At 63.1% G+C, this 16,097-nt stretch carries 17 protein-coding genes and 1 tRNA gene; 5 read left to right on the top strand and 13 right to left on the bottom strand.

What is annotated here, in order from left to right; genetic code table 11:
• The first annotated feature begins 23 nt into the window (after window positions 1-23).
• Window positions 24-1,130 carry a glycosyltransferase family 4 protein gene (locus tag AC6I6S_RS06445; protein WP_497948911.1) on the top strand — a complete coding sequence of 369 codons (1,107 nt, stop codon included), beginning with the start codon at window positions 24-26 and terminating at the stop codon, window positions 1,128-1,130.
• 70 nt (window positions 1,131-1,200) lie between these two features.
• Here AC6I6S_RS06445 and AC6I6S_RS06450 read toward each other — a convergent pair whose 3' ends face one another.
• Window positions 1,201-2,448 carry a glycosyltransferase family 4 protein gene (locus AC6I6S_RS06450; RefSeq protein WP_497948912.1) on the bottom strand — a complete coding sequence of 416 codons (1,248 nt, stop codon included), beginning with the start codon at window positions 2,446-2,448 and terminating at the stop codon, window positions 1,201-1,203.
• 13 nt (window positions 2,449-2,461) lie between these two features.
• On the bottom strand, window positions 2,462-3,661 hold the full coding sequence (locus tag AC6I6S_RS06455; RefSeq protein WP_497948913.1) for a glycosyltransferase family 2 protein: 1,200 nt from the start codon (window positions 3,659-3,661) through the stop codon (window positions 2,462-2,464).
• Window positions 3,662-3,954: 293 nt separating this feature from the next.
• Between AC6I6S_RS06455 and AC6I6S_RS06460 the strand changes: the two genes are divergently transcribed.
• Window positions 3,955-4,752: a hypothetical protein gene (locus tag AC6I6S_RS06460; protein WP_497948914.1), complete on the top strand. Its 798-nt coding sequence runs from the start codon at window positions 3,955-3,957 to the stop codon at window positions 4,750-4,752.
• A gap of 66 nt (window positions 4,753-4,818) precedes the next feature.
• Here AC6I6S_RS06460 and glmS read toward each other — a convergent pair whose 3' ends face one another.
• From glmS to AC6I6S_RS06490, 6 genes are all read right to left on the bottom strand, one after another.
• Complete coding sequence (gene glmS / locus AC6I6S_RS06465) at window positions 4,819-6,621, bottom strand: glutamine--fructose-6-phosphate transaminase (isomerizing) (RefSeq protein WP_497948915.1); 1,803 nt, start codon at window positions 6,619-6,621, stop codon at window positions 4,819-4,821.
• Window positions 6,621-7,796: a sugar phosphate nucleotidyltransferase gene (locus tag AC6I6S_RS06470; RefSeq protein ID WP_497948916.1), complete on the bottom strand. Its 1,176-nt coding sequence runs from the start codon at window positions 7,794-7,796 to the stop codon at window positions 6,621-6,623. Before AC6I6S_RS06470 ends, glmS begins: the two co-directional genes overlap by 1 nt.
• Before the next feature lie 262 nt (window positions 7,797-8,058).
• Complete coding sequence (locus AC6I6S_RS06475) at window positions 8,059-8,937, bottom strand: ATP-grasp domain-containing protein (protein ID WP_497948917.1); 879 nt, start codon at window positions 8,935-8,937, stop codon at window positions 8,059-8,061.
• Window positions 8,938-9,063: 126 nt separating this feature from the next.
• On the bottom strand, window positions 9,064-9,594 hold the full coding sequence (locus AC6I6S_RS06480) for a 50S ribosomal protein L16 (protein WP_497948918.1): 531 nt from the start codon (window positions 9,592-9,594) through the stop codon (window positions 9,064-9,066).
• A 167-nt stretch (window positions 9,595-9,761) separates the two neighbouring features.
• On the bottom strand, window positions 9,762-9,992 hold the full coding sequence (locus tag AC6I6S_RS06485; RefSeq protein WP_497948919.1) for a MarR family transcriptional regulator: 231 nt from the start codon (window positions 9,990-9,992) through the stop codon (window positions 9,762-9,764).
• A 146-nt stretch (window positions 9,993-10,138) separates the two neighbouring features.
• Window positions 10,139-10,414, bottom strand: coding sequence for a DUF7344 domain-containing protein (locus tag AC6I6S_RS06490; RefSeq protein ID WP_497948920.1), 276 nt, complete (start codon window positions 10,412-10,414; stop codon window positions 10,139-10,141).
• 204 nt (window positions 10,415-10,618) lie between these two features.
• Between AC6I6S_RS06490 and AC6I6S_RS06495 the strand changes: the two genes are divergently transcribed.
• Window positions 10,619-11,866: a CBS domain-containing protein gene (locus tag AC6I6S_RS06495; RefSeq protein WP_497948921.1), complete on the top strand. Its 1,248-nt coding sequence runs from the start codon at window positions 10,619-10,621 to the stop codon at window positions 11,864-11,866.
• A 318-nt stretch (window positions 11,867-12,184) separates the two neighbouring features.
• Here AC6I6S_RS06495 and AC6I6S_RS06500 read toward each other — a convergent pair.
• Window positions 12,185-12,257 (bottom strand) — tRNA-His (locus AC6I6S_RS06500).
• 177 nt (window positions 12,258-12,434) lie between these two features.
• Here AC6I6S_RS06500 and AC6I6S_RS06505 point away from each other — a divergent pair.
• A complete protein-coding gene (locus tag AC6I6S_RS06505) occupies window positions 12,435-12,890 on the top strand; it encodes a DUF5814 domain-containing protein (RefSeq protein ID WP_497948922.1) in 456 nt (151 codons plus the stop codon).
• Window positions 12,891-12,907: 17 nt separating this feature from the next.
• On the opposite strand, the gene AC6I6S_RS06510 is transcribed toward AC6I6S_RS06505, so the two are convergent.
• From AC6I6S_RS06510 to AC6I6S_RS06520, 3 genes are all read right to left on the bottom strand, one after another.
• On the bottom strand, window positions 12,908-13,306 hold the full coding sequence (locus tag AC6I6S_RS06510; RefSeq protein WP_497948923.1) for a DUF8146 domain-containing protein: 399 nt from the start codon (window positions 13,304-13,306) through the stop codon (window positions 12,908-12,910).
• Between the two features lie 141 nt (window positions 13,307-13,447).
• A complete protein-coding gene (locus AC6I6S_RS06515; RefSeq protein ID WP_497948924.1) occupies window positions 13,448-14,074 on the bottom strand; it encodes an RPA family protein in 627 nt (208 codons plus the stop codon).
• 1 nt (window position 14,075) lies between these two features.
• Entirely contained in the window at window positions 14,076-15,005 is a 930-nt protein-coding gene (locus AC6I6S_RS06520) for a replication factor A (protein WP_497948925.1), read from the bottom strand.
• A gap of 209 nt (window positions 15,006-15,214) precedes the next feature.
• Here AC6I6S_RS06520 and AC6I6S_RS06525 point away from each other — a divergent pair, with 209 nt between their 5' ends.
• A complete protein-coding gene (locus tag AC6I6S_RS06525) occupies window positions 15,215-15,526 on the top strand; it encodes a DUF7091 family protein (protein WP_497948926.1) in 312 nt (103 codons plus the stop codon).
• 19 nt (window positions 15,527-15,545) lie between these two features.
• Here the strand turns inward: AC6I6S_RS06525 and AC6I6S_RS06530 are convergent, their stop codons facing one another.
• On the bottom strand, window positions 15,546-16,058 hold the full coding sequence (locus AC6I6S_RS06530; RefSeq protein WP_497948927.1) for a DUF8215 family protein: 513 nt from the start codon (window positions 16,056-16,058) through the stop codon (window positions 15,546-15,548).
• Between the last annotated feature and the right edge of the window lie 39 nt (window positions 16,059-16,097).

Here is a 16,097-nt window from a genome sequence, read left to right on the forward strand (position 1 = left end):
TATCCCGGGGGAGAACCATGGGTATGTCAGTCGCGGTCGATGCATACAGCGTGGCCCTCGACGGTGGCGTCAGGACATATAGTCGCGGACTCCTACGGGGGCTGGCGGCACTCGAAACCGACGTCACAGCCATCTACCCCTCCGCAACCGATCGACTGGAACTCGAAATCGACGAGACGGTGATTGGTCCTCGACACAAGTACCTGATTCCCTATCGGGACAATGTCAGGGTTGCGGGGTACCTTCGTGGGGCGGACGTCGACCTGCTCCACGTGACTCGGTCGACCGGTCCAGTCAATCGCCCGCGGGACGATCTCAGGATCGTACGAACAGTTCACGATCACTGCTCGGTCGAAACGGACTCGCGACGAGCCGACTTGCCTTCGAAACTCTACAACCGACTCGTGCGAAACCGAACGCTCAAGCAGACGGACGCGATCGTCTGTCCCTCGCGGAGCACGGAGCGCCAGCTCAAGGCAGCATACGATCTCGACGGAATTGACCTGTTCGTTACACCGCTCGGAGTGAGCCCGCAATTCGAGGAAAAGTCGCCGGCAGCGACGAAGGAAACGAAACGAAAGTACGGGCTTGACGTACCGTTCGTGCTGTTCGCCGGCGTCATCACCCCGAGAAAGAACGTGGTTCGACTCGCCGAGGCCGTCGCCGGACTCAAAAAGGTGGATCGGTACGCACTCGTTATCGCGGGCGGTCTGGGGCCCGGTGGTGCGGAGATTGTCCGAACGATCAAACGCAACCGCGGCGGAACGGACGTTCGTCTTCTGGGTTACGTTTCCGAAGACGACCTGGTCGATCTATACAACCTGGCTGAAGTCTTCGTCTTTCCGTCGTTCTGTGAAGGATTCGGACTCCCACCGCTCGAGGCGATGGCCTGTGGAACGCCAGTCGTCACGTCGAACACGTCTTCATTGCCGGAAGTGGTCGGCGACGCCGGCAAGACGGTCGATCCGAACCAGACGGTAGTTTTGCGAGATTGCATACAGGAGGTGCTGGAAAACGATTCGATCAGACGCCGAATGCGACGTGACTCGCTTCGGAGAGCCGAGCGGTTCACGTGGGAGCGAACGGCGAGAGAGACGGTAGACGCCTACGAGCGCGTCCTCGAGGGGTAGCTGTTGGTGGAATCGAGAAACGACTGGCGGTCCCACCGCGAGGCGGTCGTTTCCGCGGGCCGGTACTCGCTTACGAGCCAATGCGGTCGGCTTCGAGAACGTCTCGGTACATCCCGACGGATCGACGATATACTGAATCGAACGTGTAGGGCGCTCTCTCCGCCGTACAGTTGCTCGACAGTTCATCGAGGTCGTGTCGGCCGGCGGCCACCGCCCTGAGCTGTGAAGCAAGGGAATCGACCGAACCGCTCTCGAATGTGATGCCGGCGTCGCCCACAATCGCGGGCGGCGCACCGATGTCCGAACAGAGTACGGGGAGGTCACAGTACAACGACTCCAGTACAGTCTTTCCGAACGGTTCTGGCCTGGTCGTCGGATGGACAAAGAGGTCCGCTGCCCGATACACCTGTGGGAGCTCGTTTCGACCGAGGAAACCCCGGTACGTTAGCCAGTCGTGTTCGTCGGCCATCCGCGACACATACCCCGAGAGAGCCCCCTCGCCGACGACCGTCAACGACACTGATTCGACGCGTTTGGCTGCCCGGACGAGAAGGGAAATGCCTTTGCTTTCGACAAGCCTTCCGACATAGAGAACGGACAGATCATCGGATCGGTTCGAAGCATCGCTTTCGTCAACCTCGAGCGCCCGGAGAAACTCCCCGTCGAGATGGTTACCGACGAGTCGAATCCGCTCAGCAGGATATCCGTTAGCTACGTAGGTGCGTTCGACAAACGGACTCAACGCGCCATAGGCATCAAGATACCTTCCCGGGATACGCCGCTCAAGGACGAACAACTGAGAGTACGGAACGGCGAGAGCCGCCTCGAGCGGTGTTCGAGCGGCGGCGACGCTACACGCGACGCGGGTCCAGGGACGGTGTTTCGTAAACGGGCTTGTGTCACTGAGTCGGTAAGACGCACATACCAGTGCCCAGTTGTTCAGCGTGCTTACCACCGGTGTCATCCCGCCCAGTATTCGGTAGAGACCGGCTCCCGGTGAACAGAGGGTATTAAAAACGTGGAAGACGTCTGTTTCCTCCGCCAGCCGATTCAGCGCCGTATAGACTTTGTAGTTGAGGAGTGCTGTACTCGGAGGATGAAACCTTGGCGGTGGAACGGTAACGATTCGAACCGCTCCATCGTGATATTCCCGTCGCCGGTTACCGTCGAACGTAATGATGGTGACAGAACAGCCGTCTTCGATCAGTTGTGTCGCGTACTGGTCGATATTCCACTTCAGTCCGCCGAGTTCATTGTAATGATCGATGACCAGCGTTACTCGAGTTCCGTCCAGCCAGGTTGTATCGTTGGTACTCATCGTGGTGCCACAACTAGTCGTCCTCGTCGTCCACGGCTATCGGATTATTTTGTCCTCCCTGAGTTGGGGAGGGGTGGTCGTCGATTTCGATCCGGTTCATGTCGGTAGTGCCCCCCGTACTTAGTACTGACACGACCCGGTACGGGTCCTCCTTGCGAACCGAAAAGTAGTTCTTGACACCGATATCGGCTAGGATCCCGGAGATGAAAAACTGAACGCCGAGCAAACACATGAACACGGCGAACAGCGGCAGTGCGGTATCGGAGAGATTCACCCCGTGGATCGCCCAGAGATACGTCGAGTAAAATCCACCGAAGACCCCGACCGTGCCCGCGAGAATTCCGAGTCCGCCGAACACGTGCAACGGCCGTGCGGAGTACTTCTGCCAGAACCACACGTTCAACATATCGAGGAACCCCTTCGGGAGTCGAGTCCACCCGTAGTTCGTCTCGCCGTTCTTGCGCTCGCGGTGGTTGACCTCGAGTTCACCGACGTTGAACCCCCGCCAAGTCAGAAGCGACGGGATGTATCGGTGCATCTCGCCGCTGAGCCGGACGGCGTCGGCCGCGTCCCGGTTAAAGGCCTTCAGCGTACAGCCGAAGTCGTGGAGCTCCGTCTCAAGCAGCGTTCGGCGCATCACCCGCGCCACCTTCGACGCGAGGCTCTTCCCGAACGGGTCCTTCCTGTCGCGGCGCCAACCGACGACACAGTCGAGGCCCGTTCGCTCGAGTTCCGAGACGAGTCGCGGAATGTCGGCCGGATCGTTCTGTCCGTCGGAGTCCATCGTGACGACGACATCACCCTGCGCGTAGCGCAGCCCCGCATCGAGCGCCGCGCTCTGTCCAAAGTTCGTTCCGAGTCGTACTACCGTAACGCGGTGATCACTATCGTGTATCGATTGCAGGACGTCGTAGCTCCCGTCACTCGAGCCGTCGTCGACGAAAATCAGTTCCCACGACCGTGGTAAATCCTCAAACACGTCTCGGGTTTCCTCATACACGTTCCGTATATTTTCCCGTTCATTATAAACTGGTAACACAACCGAGACAGCCATACTTGCAGTAATCCAGACAAGCGCACAGATAAACAGCAGAACGTTTCGTCGGTTAATAGTGAGAAAAAGGGTGTAAACGGCAATAGCGGTGATAGAAGCGTTCCAGAATAGACGGGCTTGAAAACTCGAGCCAAGACGACACGCCGTATTAGCGCGCATTGTAACATAATTTCGGCCCCGGAACGAGGGCCTCTGCGTACCGATAATAGGATTTTACCCATAGATACGTTTCCCTCTTTTCAAGAGCCCGGCAGTTGGTGTATCTTTTACGAGCGATCCCTATGGTTTCGGAGAACGACTCATCCCAGTCGAGACTGGCCCGTCGCGCTGAACCGATACTGAACGGACTGAAAGCGGACGCGATACGTCCAGTCAGTGAGTCGTTTAACCGTGGAGATATCCGGACGAGGGCGATCGCGTTGGCGATCACCGTCACAGTCGTACTCGGGCTGATGCTCGTCAGCACATCCGCTGGCGGGGTCGTGATCACGCTCACCGGGGACGAGGACGTCGACCGAAGCGACGTCGTGACCCTCGAGGCGACGGTGGAGCACGAAGACGACGACCCCGTCCGCGCCGGTGGTTACCTGCTGACGATCACCGATCAGGACGGCGGTACCCTGGAGCAGGTGTTCGCGGCTAACGGAACGCCGGTCGCGACGGTAACTGATTCCGAGAAAATCGACGATCGAACGCTCGACCCGAAACTCGGCGTTGAACGCGTGGCGGCCGCTCGCGGTTACGAATCCGTCGGCGACGAACTCGCCGGTTACGAATCCGTCGGCGACGAACGCGCCGGTTACGAATCCGTCGGCGACGAGCGTCCCGCTCCAACGACGATCACGATCACGCTCGACGCGAAGGCGTTCGACGTCAATGAGTACGATGCCCAGCTCGAGATCATCACCGAGGACGTCAGCGAGACCGACAAACTGCCAGCGGATACGTGGCCGTCCGACGAACTCGAGGCGGCTCACACGTCGAACGAACACTCGTTCGCGATCGTGGATCAGGAAGAGAAGGCGGAGAAACCAGAGGAAGCTGAGAAAACGGAGAAAGCCGACAGGCCGGAGAAACCAGAAGATCCTGAGAAGGCCGATTACAGCGGAGCTACCGTCGTAGTCGAGGACGTTAAAATCCACTCCGTGACGGTTGAAAATACGGAGGTTCACCACGTTACCGCCGAGTCGCTGGCGCAAAACGAGGGGGAAAGGTCACAGGACAAGGACAAGACCCACTGCAACACGTAAAGGTCGGTGAGTGACCGCGTTCGGCTGAACCCGACACGGGCAATGTATCCAAGTGTGGGAATCGACTCACTCGACGGTCACGCTCTTGGCCAGGTGCCGGGGCTTGTCGATCGATCGTCCCAGTCGATGGGCGACCCAGTAGGCGAGCAACTGGAGTTGAACGTTCACCAGAACAGGCGCTAGCCACGGATGGGTGGTCGGCACCTCGAGGACCTGATCGGCGTAGCGCTCGACCGACCGGTGTGCGTCGGTTACCGCGATGACGGGTGCGCCCCTCGCGTCGATCTCGCTGATGGTGCTCAGCGTCTTCAGGGCGATCTGCTCGGCCCCGGCTACGAGGGCGATCGTTGGCGTGTTCTCGGTGAGAAGCGCCAGCGGTCCGTGTTTCAACTCACCCGCTGCGAATCCCTCGGCGTGTCTGTACGTGATCTCCTTCATCTTGAGCGCACCCTCGAGTGCGACCGGCACGTGCCCGCCCCGACCGACGAAGAAGAACGCATCTGCGTCAACGTATGCGTCGGCGACGGCTCGAGCGGCGGACGTGTCGAGAACTGTCTGGATCTGATTTGGCAGATCGCGCAACCCGGCGAGGAGTTCGCGTTCGAGGTCTCTCGAGGCATCCGACGCGAGCCCGGCTGTAAGCAGCGCGAGCGTGACTTGCTGGGACGCGAACGTCTTGGTGGCGGCGACGCCGATCTCCGGCCCGGCGCGGATGAAGACCGTGTGATCGCACTCCCGGGCCGCCGAGCTACCGACCGTGTTGGTCACCGCGAGCGTCGTCGCGTCGGTCTGGTTCGCCGCCCGAAGCGCGCCGAGCGTGTCTGCGGTCTCCCCGCTCTGAGTGACGCCGACGACGAGCGTCCCGCCGTCTATCGGAATCGACTCGGCGTCGTACTCGCTCGCGAGAAACGTCTGCGTCGGCACCCCCACCTCGCGGAGCAGGCGTGCGCCGTACAGCCCCGCGTGGTACGACGTCCCGCAGGCGACGAGGTGGATCGTCGACGGCATCTCGAGTTCCGGCACCGCCTCGAGGTTCACGGATCCAGCCAGTTCACTGAGGCGCCCGCGGAGACACTGGCGGATCGCCGCCGGTTGCTCGTGGATCTCCTTCAGCATGTAGTGGTCGAATCCGCTCTTGCCAGCGTCTTCCGGCTCCCACTCGATTCGCTCGATCGGTGGCTCGCGTCGCCGTCCCTCGGCGTCCGTGACGACGATCTCGTCGGCGTCGAGCCTGACGAACTCGCCCTCCTCGAGGTAGATCACCCGATCGGTGTACTCGATGAACGCGGGGGCGTCGCTCGCGAGGTAGTGGCCGTTCTCACCGAGGCCAACCACCAGCGGCGAGTGGTGCCGGGCGGCGTGAATCGACTCCCCGTCCTCGAAAATGGCGGCGATGGCGTAGCTTCCCTCGAGTCGGTCGATAGCACGTCGGAACGCTTCCCCGGGGGTCGCTCCCTCTTCGAGAGCCGACTCGATGAGATGCGGGACGACCTCCGTATCGGTCTCGCTGTCGAACTCGTGGCCGGACGCGGCGAGCATCGCGCGCAACTCGTCGTGGTTTTCGACGATCCCATTGTGGACGACCGCACAGCTGTCACGACAGGCCGTGTGCGGGTGCGCGTTTCTGTCAGTCGGCGGTCCGTGGGTACTCCAGCGAGTGTGACCGATTCCGACGTTCCCCTCGAGCGAGACGCCCGCGACCGTTTCCTCGAGCCCCGATAGCTCGCCCGCCTCCTTGTACACGCGTAGCGGCGACCCGACGAGAGCGATGCCCGCCGAGTCGTAGCCGCGGTACTCGAGGCCGGAAAGCCCATCCATGAGGACGCCCGCCGCCTCGGCCGACCCGGTGTAGCCGATGATGCCGCACATCAGGACAGCACCTCCGTGTCGGCCGAAACCGTTCCGCTAACGGTTACTCCCGCGCGGACGACGGTGTCCGAACCGACGACGACACCCGGAGCGTAGGTGACGCCGCCGGCGTCGCGGACGTGGTCGGCGAGGACGGCGCCGAGACGCTGATCGCGGTGGATTCGGTCGCCGACGGAGACGTCCGCCGGGCCGCCGGGGACCGTCGTCCCGCCGCCGACGCGAACGCCCCGCCCCGTAACGCAGTCCACGAGCGTCGCGTTATGATCGACGCGAGCGTCGGCGTCGACGATACTTCGCTCGATCACGGCGTTGGCTCGAACTGTCACGTTCTCGCCGAGACAGACGTTCGGACCGATCACGACGCCGGGACCGATCTCGCAATCGGCCCCGACGACGACCGGGCCGTGGATGACCGCGCTCTCGTGGACCGTCGTCGCGGGACCGATCGCGTTCCCGTCGAGTCGGTGGGCGATGAGTTCCTCGGTGATGTCGAGCAGGTCCCACGGGTACGTCGCATCGACCCAGAGCCCGCCAGACTCGACCGCACGAACGCCGACACCCCGCTCGATCAGTCGGGCGATCGCATCGATCAGAGACTGTTCGCCGTCTCGAGGCGTCGTATTCCGAACCGCGTCGAATATCGACGGTTCGAAGGCGTATACGCCCGCATTAAGATGATGGCCGCGGTCGTTCGGGGGGTTTTCGACGATCTCGGAGGCGGACGTCCCGTCGACGATGACGCCGCCGTACTCGCTGACGTCGGCTCGGCGTATCACCCCGAGCGTCGCGGCGGACTCGGTGCCATCGTGGGCAGTCACCACGTCGCGAGCGATTCGACGATCGACGATCTGGTCCCCGTAGACGGCCAGAAACGGCCCGTCGACGGTTCGCTCTGCGGCCAGCAGGGCGTGGCCGGTTCCGAGCTGTTTCGACTGAAACACGTACGAGAGCGATGCGCCGCGGTAGGTCGAACCGAAGTGTGACTGAACGCTGCTGTGACCGTAGCCGACGACGATCGTGATGTCGGTGACCCCCGCCTCGATCAGTTCGTCGAGGACGTGCTCGAGGATCGGACGTCCGACGACGGGTATCATCGGTTTCGGACGGTGCGTCGTAAGCGGGCGAAGACGGACACCCTCGCCCGCGGCGAGGACGACGGCGGGAACCGCCGTCACGCCGCACCCCTCCGGCCCGGCGTAACAGAGACAGTGAGCATATTGGTCGGTGTAGAACCGTCCAGGCAAAATCACGGGGCGATCGTCTCACGGACGTGCCGAACAGAAACGAGACGTTGACGGCGAAACGTTCGATCGCGGCACATCCCTGCCACGAACGCGGGGAGGGCGGACTACGGCCAACGTGGGGTCTCGCTGGCCGTATTCAGGGCAGTACCGCATTTCCGGACTCAACGTCACGTTCGAAAGCGGACGGTGTCGACTACACCGCTGACGCCGCGACCTCTTTGATCGAAGCGGCCAGCCGGTCGTAAAAGCCCGGCTCGTACTTCGTCGCCGCATCGATCGTTGGCCGGGCGTTCGTCTCATTGACGACCACCCGGTCACCGCTCACGAGCAGGTCGACACCCAGAAACGGAATCTCGAGCTCTCGAGCAACTTCCTCGGCGAGTTCGCGCCACTCCGTCGGGAGTTCGACACCGGTCGCCGTCGCCCCGCGGTGGACGTTGTGTTTCCACTGCCCCTCCGAAACCGCCTCGTCGGGAAGGCTGCGCTCGACGGCACCGACGTACTCCCCCTCGAGCACCATCACCCGGTAATCAGTCGCTTCGGGGAGGAACTCCTGGACGAGAAACGACTTGTCGCCGGTCGCGCGGTAGTCGTGGACCAGCGAGAGGTAGTCACAGATCCCGAGAAACGAGTCCAGGTCGTGGGCCTTCGCGACGCCGACGCCGCGGGTCGTCGAGTTCGGCTTGACGACGACCGGCGGCTCGAAGCGCTCGAAGACCGCCCGCAGTTCGTCCCGATCGACGTCGTTCGAGACGAACACCGACTCCGGAACGGGGAGTCCCGCCCGCCCGAGGCGCGCGATCACCTCGGCTTTGTTTCTCGAGGTGAGGACGGCCTCGTGATCGTTGAGCCACGGCACCTCGAGCAGCGCGTCCGCGACACCGCCCTCCATCAGTCGGCCGGGGTAGACGAACCCGACGTCGAACTCGTCATCCTCCCACGGCGGATCGCCGCCGAGGGGGACCGTCCGCTCGCGGACGGCGACGTGCCGGCACCGAATCCCCCGTTCGGCGAGTGCCGGTGCCATCCGCTCGAACGTCTCCTTGCGATTGGCGACCGCGAGGTCGATCATACTCGAGACTGGGAGCACGGGGGCAAAAAGGACTCGAGACCGCTGACTCGAGGGACGAACCTGTGGACGGTCGTGAGACGGCGATAGCACCGGCTGTCCCGGTAGTATCCGAAAAATTCGGCGCGCTTACGCGACGAGCTGCTCTTCGCCGCGCTCGACGACGATTCGGCACGGCGGCGAGATCTTGTTGTACGCGCGACGGAACGCGTCCTTGGCGAACTCGGCGTCGTCGACGTCACACCAGATCGTGAAGAGGCGATCGCCCTTCTGGATGCGCGCGGCGGTGCCGACGATCTTCCCGAAGGACTGGCGCATTCCGTCGGAGACACGGTCTGCACCCGCACCAGTCGCCTGCTTGTTCTCGCGGATGACGTGGTGGGGGAACTTCCGGAGGATCATCTTGTAGTTGCCCTCGCCGGCGTTCTTGATCATGTGGCGGTTCGCCGACAGGCGCGAAGCCTCGAGACTCCCGTGGCGGATCTGGCACTCCTCATCGAGGACGAGGCTGATCTGGACCGGGTAGTCGTCGGGGTCGGCGCTCACGTCGCCCATCTTGTGCTGTGCGATCTTCGAGCCCGGAATGCCGGTAATGTATTCGCGACGCGTGTACGCCGGCTTGTCGATCTTCCGGTACATTGAGGCGGGTTTGTCGGACATGGTTGTGATTACTTATGAAAATCGAGGCCCACCGCGCGGATAAAGCCTTCGAACCGCGGTTACGGTCGGCTACCGACGGCTGACGTCGTCGGCTTCCCACTGGCACCGTCTGAGACGAGCGCGACATCGCGTTGCTATCGGGGCGGCCGCGACGAACCCGGCGGCAACTACTGGCGCGTGACGTACTCGCCGTCGGTTGCCTCGACGAGGCCGTCCTCCGAGAGCGAGTTCAGTACGCAGAGGATCGCGATTTTCTTCATCGCAAGCGTTCGGTTCAGATCGTCGACCGTCGCACCGTCGGCCGCCTCGAGATACAGGTAGACCAGTTTCGCCCGCGGCGAATCGATCGTCGACGGGAGCGGGTCGATTCGCGGCGTGGTGAGTTGCTGTTGATTCATCGGCAGGATGCAGGCTGGACCGACATATAACGCTATCTGTAGAGAAATATACAGAGGATAGTTCGTACTAGGAAGTTCATACCAATATAAGGTCCGAGCCGACTCGACCCACCACTGAGGCGGCGCGAACGCCGGACACCACCCTGTTACTGTACGACCAGCGGCGCTTCGATCGTCGTCTGCATCTCCGTCTCCGCGGACGGAAGGCAAACCAGCCCGGTTTCGGTATCGTAATCGACGACGCCGAGTCCGTCGAGCACCGGCAGGTCGACGACGTGGAGTTCCTCGTGGACGTCACACCAGCGCTCGAGTGATCCGGATTCCGGCGAGCTAACCTCGTCGACGAGCTGGTCGACGGTTACGGGGTCGTCAAGGCGTTCGAGAGCATCGACGACCGACTGCTGACGGCACGTCGCGCTCACGCCAGTCCCTCCGTCGTCATGGTGGGTGTATTGTATGGAAGGATAGACATTCTATACAGAACAATATGGTGTTCTACTACTTAAAAATCGTGGTGGACAGAGTGTCGTTATATGAGAACAGTTCGGTCGGGAATCTGACGGCGAACTTCCGCCCTCGAGAAGGTCGCCGCCGTACTTAAGCCCGTCCCCCCGGTATCGACTGGCATGAAGAGTTTCAGGATCGGCACGCTCTTTGGAATCCCGATCAAGCTCGATCTCACGTTCTTGCTGGTGTTGCCCCTGTTCGCCTACCTCATCGGCGTCCAGATCGAACCGGTCGTCGATCTCCTCAATGCGAGCGTGGGTGCGAACATCGACGGCGAGGCGCTCACCACCGAGTGGTGGCTCCCGTATCTCGTCGGACTGATCGCCGCGATCGGGCTGTTCGTCGGCGTCGTCCTCCACGAACTCGGCCACTCGCTGACCGCCCAGCGCTACGGGTTTCCGATCGACTCGATCACGCTATGGCTGTTCGGCGGCATCGCCGCCCTCTCGGAGATGCCCGAGGACTGGCGCCAGGAACTCAACATCGCCATCGCCGGCCCGATCGTCAGCGTTCTCGTGGGGATCGCCTCCTACGGCCTGTTCGTGCTCACCCCGGAGAGTCTCGACGGCGCCCGGTTCGTTCTCGGCTATCTCGCGGTCCTGAACGTCGCCCTGGCAATCTTCAACATGGTGCCCGCGTTCCCGATGGACGGCGGGCGAGTTCTGCGGGCGCTGCTCGCACGACGCCAGCCCTACGCTCAGGCAACCCAGCAGGCGGCGAGCATCGGCAAACTGTTCGCCATCGCGATGGGGCTGTTCGGCCTGCTCGTCGCCTTCAACATCATCCTCATCGGCGTCGCCTTCTTCGTCTACATCGCCGCCTCGAGCGAGGCCCAGCAGGTGACGATGAAAGCCGCCTTCGAGGGCGTCACCGTCCGGGACATCATGACGCCAGAGACGGACCTGCACACGGTCACCCCCGAAACGAGCGTCGCCGACCTCGTCCAGCGGATGTTCAGCGAGCGACACACCGGCTACCCGGTCGTCGACAACGGCCACCTCGTCGGGCTGGTCACCCTCTCGGACGCCCGTACGGTCGACGCCGTCGAGCGCGACGCCTACACCGTCGAGGAGGTGATGAGCACCGACCTCGAGACGATCACCCCCGACGCCGACGCGATGACGGCTCTCGAGCGGATGCAACGGAACAACATCGGCCGCCTGCTGGTCGTCAACGGGACGCCACGGGGGGGTGGAGAATCCGGGGCGGCGTCGGAACCAGCCGACTTCGGTGCGGCCGCCTCCTGGAGCGATCCCGAGGAGGACCTCGTGGGCCTGATCTCCCGCACCGACGTGATGACCGCCTTCGACATCGTCCAGAAGAGCGGCTCGGTCGACCACTCGAGTCAGCCCTACCGCGCGAACTGAGCCGCTACCGGTCGTTCTCGGTCGACCCCTGTTCGGTCTCGAGCGCCTCGAGCCGGTCCTCGAGCGCTTCGATCCCCGCTCGTAGCCGTGCTTTCCACCGAGGTATTCGAAGACTGCGACGGCGATCAGCGCCGGAATGGCGAGCTGGACGGCCGCGATAACGAGAAGATTGAGATGCCGCGTCGCTCGAGGCAGACGGTCCAGGTGCGAGAATCGAACCACGCCGAGACGGTCGCTCGCTGCGCTCGCGCTGCGTCTCGTCTACCTCCATTCTCTCCGTTGTACTGCCGTCGCTCGCGAAATTGCTCGCGACAGAAGGTCCAGGTGCGAGAATCGAACCCGCGTCTCAGCCTCCACAAGGCTGAAGGATAGTCCACTACCCCAACCCGGACACGTTAGCATCAGTATCTACCGCCGTGTACCTGAAATACGTTACGACTCGAGGCGCCGGCGTGTGGCCCCATAGCGCGTGACAACGCGACACAGAACCACTCGAAACCGACCACCCACAGCACCGGCACATATCCGTACGCCTTTTGGCACCCGCGGCCGTACCACCGGTCAACGCGTGGCCATCACCGACAAGATCTACGTCAAGAACCACCGCCAGCTCAGCTCCCAGCTCGAGACGAACATCCCGAAGGGCGCGTTCAAAGGGGCGACCCTCGACGTCCTGTTCCAGGGAGCGGGTCTCGAGAAACTCGACGACGCGACCCGTGATCGGGTGCTCGACTTCGCGAGCGACTTCCTCGATTGTGCCTGCGACAACAACCCCTACTGCGGCTGTCCCGAGCGCAAGTTCATGCGCTACCTCCTCGAGTTGCGCGCCCAGGGGCTCGGCCCCGACGCCATCGTCGACGTGATGAGCGACGACTACATGCTGTACGCCTACTCCGGTGACGTCCTCTCGTTTCTCGACAGCGGGGTGCGGACGCTCGAGGCAGCCGAAGGGCTGGCGCGGGTCGAAGGAGCGACTGAGAAAGCAGACGAGATCCGGAACGCAAAACGCGACCTCGCCAGGTGATCACCGGGCCCGGATCGCTACCGGACCTGGTACGGCTCGTCCGACTCGTCTAAATCGTCGAGCAACAGTACCTCGTCCGCCTCCTCGTCGAGTCGATCCCGAAGATCGGTGACGTAGGCCTTGTGCTCCTCGAGCTGTTCCCGGAGGTGTTCGGCCTCGAGCTCGAGGCGTTCGTGTTCCCGAACGAAGCTCTTCGGCACCTCGACGGTCGGCGGGAACGACTGCTCGTCGTCGGCCCCGGGGCCCAGTTCACCTTCGGGGACGACGGCGACCTGTCCGTCGTGTTCGACGAGCATGTCGACGTAGTCTCTGAACACCGCGGACAACGAGATGTCACGCTCCTCGGCGATGTCCTGTAGCGCCGCGAAGGCGTCCTCGTTCACCCGAAACGAGATCGTCTTGTTCTTGTTGCCCATCTCGTTCGTAGTGGACCGCCGGCGCACTTAACAATTCGTCAGACGAACGGGGGCGAGGCCACCGGTCGAGAGACTCGAGGGAGGGGAACCGTCGAACGCGACCGAAAAACCGGTGTGGTGGTGTGTCGGTGTGAGTTCGGTTCAGGCCGTCGCTTCCGTCTCCTCGAGGCTCTCGAGGGCCTGAATGACGTCGCGGCGATAGTTCTCCGGCGGCGAGTCGTACCGGTCGCGAGCCATCTGGGCGTACTCGTTCGTCGGCGCCGTCGAGCCGCTTTCGGGGGCCTCCTGTTCGGACTCCCACTCGCCGAACGCCTCGACACGGTCGAGGGTTCGCTCGGCGGTTTCGACGACCCACCGATCGCGGGTGGCGTCGTCGACGACCGAGATCGACTCGGGTCGCAACGAGACGTTGACGGTGCCGTCGTCGGTCTCGTACGTTCGCGGCTTGCCGACGATGGCGACGTACGCCGGCGGCTCCGTGTCCCGGAGTACGGAGGCCGCCTCGGGCTGGTACTGGCCGGCGTAGACGAAGAACGTCCCCGTCGGATCGACGACGCGGCCGCGCCAGTACTCGCTCTCGTCGCCGACGTCTTCGGTTTCGGTGAGCGTGCCGACCACGAAGACGCGGTTGGCGCGGTCGCCCGTCGGGAGCAGCGCGTAGTTGGGCGCGCGCTCGTCGTCGCTCTCTTTGAAGGTGTACGTCGCGTCGTTGAATTCGGAGGCGAAGACGCGGCGGGCGACTTCGCGCGTGAGTTCTGCCTGGGACATGTTACATCGACCTCGCTTTGATCAGCAGCTGTTCGGCATCGATCGGTCCGTCGAGTTCCTCGACGTCGTCGGCCAGCACGTACCGGCCGAACGTCGGCCCCTCGATCCGGTAGTAGGTGCCGACGATGGCGTCGCGGATCTCGTCGGCGACGACCGTCGTGTCGAGTGCATCCATCGCCATGTCCTTGGCTTCCTCGAGACTGATCCCGGTCAGCCCCTCCGTCGCCTCGGCGTCGAAGATTACCTCGTGGGCGTTGATGCCGTCGTCGACGACGCCCTTGATCCGGAGGTCGAACTCGCCTTCGACCTCGCCGTGTTCGTTGCAGCGGCCGTTCTGGAGCACGCGCGTGCAGTCCTCTTTGGGACAGCGCTTGATCAGCCCGCTGCCGCTTTGCATGTCCACGAGCGCGCCTTCGATCTCGCTGGTGTCGTCGCCGACCTCGATCTCCTCGTCGAGTTCCTCGACGAGGGTCGTGGAGTTGAGTTTGACCGAGTACCGCCCCTGGTACTCGTCGGTGACGACGTTCTTGAGGTCGTAGACGCCGCCCTCCTCGAGGCTCGGAAGCTCCGACTTCGCCCACTTGGTGAACTTGATCGTGCCCGTGGGATCGCCGAGTAGGCCCACCTGTGCGATGGAGTCGCTGCGTGGCTCCCAGAGCTCGATCACTTTGGCGGTGAGGTCGACCCACTGCTCGGGTTCGTCGATATCCTCGACCTGGGCCGCCTCGCTGCCGCCGCCGGCGATATCCTCGCGCTCTAAGCCCGCCTCTTCGAGGTAGTGGTTCGTGACGCTGCGGCGGGCCTCGTCGATCGGCACTTTGTACTCGTCGACGAGGGTCCGCAGGCGCTCCTCGACGTCGTCGACCGAGACGTCGAGATGGTCTGAAAACTGGCCGTGTATGTCGTCCGCGTGCTGTCGTACGTCGCTCATAGTGTCACGCCTCCTCCTGGGTTTCACTGGGAGGCATACCGACGTTCGTTCTCGATCGTATTTAAATTGCCGTAACCGGGGTGAAAGTGAACTGGCGGCAGGTATCGGTCGTCGCAGTCAGTGGGTTTTCGCGGGGCTTCGACGAGCGGTGAAAGTGAACGACCGGGCGACGGGCATATGTGGGCCGCGGTCGAATGCGGAAGTAAGAGATGACAGATCGGCGTCGGCTCGAGCGGACACTCCGAAAGCAACTCAGACGAGCGGGCGAGCAGTACGAGGAACTCCGCCAGTCGACCGATGGGCAACTCAACGAGGCTCGCGAGGCCTACGCCTCCGCGAAGAACGCGAAAGGGCTTCCCACCGACGACGCGGGTCGGGCGAAGATCGTCTGTCGACGCTACGCCGAACAGCGGGCGGCGAAGTTAGACGAGCAGTACCGACCGGCGTGTTACGAGGCCGGTCATCCCGACTGCGAGGGCTGCGCCGAGGACGTCCGAGAGGGACGCATCGAAACCTGGTAACTCGGTTTCGGTACCGCAGTCAGTGGACGAACCGATGATAGAACGATTCGGCCAGCGACGGGAACGCGAGCGCCGCGAGTACCGAAACGGCAGCCCCGACAGCGAGCGAGAGCGGCGCGATCCCGACGGCGGTCGCAAGCGCGACGCCGCCGAAGGTACCCAACGCGAGTGCGAGGTTGTAGTAGACGATCCGCAGCGCGACGAGCGAGAGTTTCAGCGACACCCAGCCCGGAGCGTCCGTCCGGAGCGGGGTGATCCACCCGCCACGGATTGCGACCGCGGCGGCGATGAACGCGAACCAGGCGACCATTCCGGTCGTCACGAACCCGAACAGGCGGACGTCCTGACCGGCATAGATCACGAACAGGACGGGGAGACTCGCGAACGAGACGTCGGCGAAAACGTGCGCCGTGTCGTGGAGCACGCGGCCGACGGCGTTTTTCTCCGTGGTGAGTCGCTTCCCGTAGCCGTACCAGCCGCCGCGGCGACGGCTGGTCGCGGGGCGGGTGTCCCTCGCGGGTCGCCGTTCCATGCGCGAAATTGGCAGCCCCGCGAAATAAGTGTCGGGTCC

The sequence above is a fragment of the Natrononativus sp. DTA114 genome, from assembly GCF_059736515.1.